We start from the raw sequence: 1,761 nt of genomic DNA, 5'->3' as shown, positions 1-1,761 counted from the left end.
GGGACGCCTGTATCTGGATGGGGTCAGTTCTGCGCTGTTGCAGATCGAGCGTGCCAGTGAGCAATTAGTGGGGCATGAGGAGGCCAGGATCCGGTTGTCGGTGTTCAGTTCGTTTGCCGTGCGCTGGCTGGTGCCAAGGTTGCCGGATCTGAAGCGGTTGCATCCTCAGCTGGATCTGGCGCTGGAGATGAGTAGTGGTAATCCGGTGTTGTCGGATCGGGTGGCGGATTGTTTTATTACCGTTAAGCCCACCTCGCCCGCATTCAGCTATGAGCTGCTTTACGAGGAGCGTCTGTTCCCCGTATGCAGCCAGGATTACTGGCAGAAGATACGCCGGGAGCTGTCGCTGGAGGAGGTTTCCGGCGACCCGGCGTCGATGTCATTAACACCGGCAATGGTGGCGGAGTATCCGTTGCTGTCGACATACAGTATCTATGACCGTCAGGGTGGGGACTGGGAAGCCTGGTATCGTGAAGCGGGCCTGGACCTGCCCCGATCGAGCCGTTTGTTGCATTCAAGCCATATGCTGCTTTCGCTGGAAGCTGCGCGCTTCCACCAGGGAATTGCGCTGACCAACGACTACATGCTCAGTACCCGCAAGGATTCCGGTGACTTTGTGCGCTTGCCCTGCCACTCCGTTATGACGGGCGACATTTTTTACTTTGCATGGAAAACCAGCCGTCGTCGTGAACGAGGGATTCAGCTTCTGCGGCGTTGGCTGGTTTCAGAAGCGATCAATTCAGGATTACGTCCGGAGGAGGTCTCTCAGTAAACATTCGCTTTATCGGGTGCTTTTGGGGTGAAAGCGCAGCGGTCTGGCTTGATGTCCAGCAGCGGGGTGCCGTCCAGACAGTCCAGGCCGCGCACGATCAGCGTTCCTTTTTCTATACGAACCAGTTTGACCATGGACGTGCCAATCGGGTTGGGTCGCACCGGGGAGCGCAGGGCGAAGGTGCCGAAGGTCTGGCCGTCGCTTCTGGGGCTTTGCCGGATCAGGTCCCGGCGGCTCTGGTCGAGCCAGTAAAGCACCTCAATGGTGTCGTAGTCTTCGAGCCCCGCCAGCGCGTTGTGCCAGACGGGGTCCAGAACCAGCTGGCACTCCGGGCCGTCAAGGCGGCCCTGGCGCGGGCAATCCTTGCGATCGCGCCAGGGGGTCCGGATGGCACCGATGAATCGCAACGTGGCGTCAGAGGCCGGTTCCAGTTCCACGGCCTCCTCATTGGGACGCAAATCTGCAAGATCGCTCATCGACCAGCCCGTACCTTATTTCTCGTCTCTGGGTGGGCGCTCGACCACCTTGCGTTTGCCCTTGGCACAGCGCGAAAGCGCTTTCAGGCCGTCGGCATCGAAAGCATCGACGCGGATCACATCATAGAGCGCTTCCAGTGCTTCCAGCAGTTTGTCGCACTCGTCTGCCTTGACCACGCCCTGGGCACAGGCCCAGTCAACCAGTTCCTTGCGCTGATGCCCCATCAACAGGTCAATGCCGCCCAGTTCGTCTTCATCGCGGTTGCGCATGGCGTCATGCAGCCGGCTGCGCATGTCCGCGGTCTCGTTGGCCAGCTTGTAGGCATTGAGCACCCGCCCGAGCGGATCTTCCGGGTCCATGGTGGTGTAGGTACCGCGACTGATGCGCTGGCGTACCGGGGTGTCCTTGACGATGGATTCCGCGACCTGTGCGCCCAGCTTGTCGTCCGGGCCGTTCAGGCCAGTGGCACCCAGCGGGAACACCAGCAGTCGCAGGGGCCAGCGCAGGGCCGG

3 protein-coding genes are annotated in these 1,761 nt (G+C 60.6%); 1 reads left to right on the top strand and 2 read right to left on the bottom strand.

Annotated features, from left to right (window positions below):
- Positions 1-772, top strand: a 772-nt coding sequence (locus B2W52_RS18565; RefSeq protein WP_286803878.1) for a LysR substrate-binding domain-containing protein, incomplete at its 5' end; no start/stop codon positions are given.
- On the opposite strand, the gene tsaA is transcribed toward B2W52_RS18565, so the two are convergent.
- Positions 766-1,248, bottom strand: a complete 483-nt coding sequence (tsaA, locus tag B2W52_RS18560) for a tRNA (N6-threonylcarbamoyladenosine(37)-N6)-methyltransferase TrmO (RefSeq protein WP_008172696.1) — start codon at positions 1,246-1,248, stop codon at positions 766-768. The genes B2W52_RS18565 and tsaA overlap by 7 nt on opposite strands.
- A gap of 15 nt (positions 1,249-1,263) precedes the next feature.
- Positions 1,264-1,761: acyl-CoA dehydrogenase domain-containing protein (locus B2W52_RS18555; protein WP_286803877.1), on the bottom strand; the 498-nt coding region annotated here is incomplete at its 5' end.

The organism is Marinobacter sp. UBA2498, assembly GCF_002341575.1.
Classification (GTDB): domain Bacteria; phylum Pseudomonadota; class Gammaproteobacteria; order Pseudomonadales; family Oleiphilaceae; genus Marinobacter; species Marinobacter manganoxydans.
Note: the sequence above shows the minus strand (reverse complement) of the source record. Positions and strands in the feature narration are given on the sequence as shown.

Excerpts from the sequence above, each read along its gene's own strand:
- tsaA (WP_008172696.1), bottom strand. The coding sequence starts at position 1,248 with ATGAGCGATCTTGCAGATTTGCGTCCCAATGAGGAGGCCGTGGAACTG.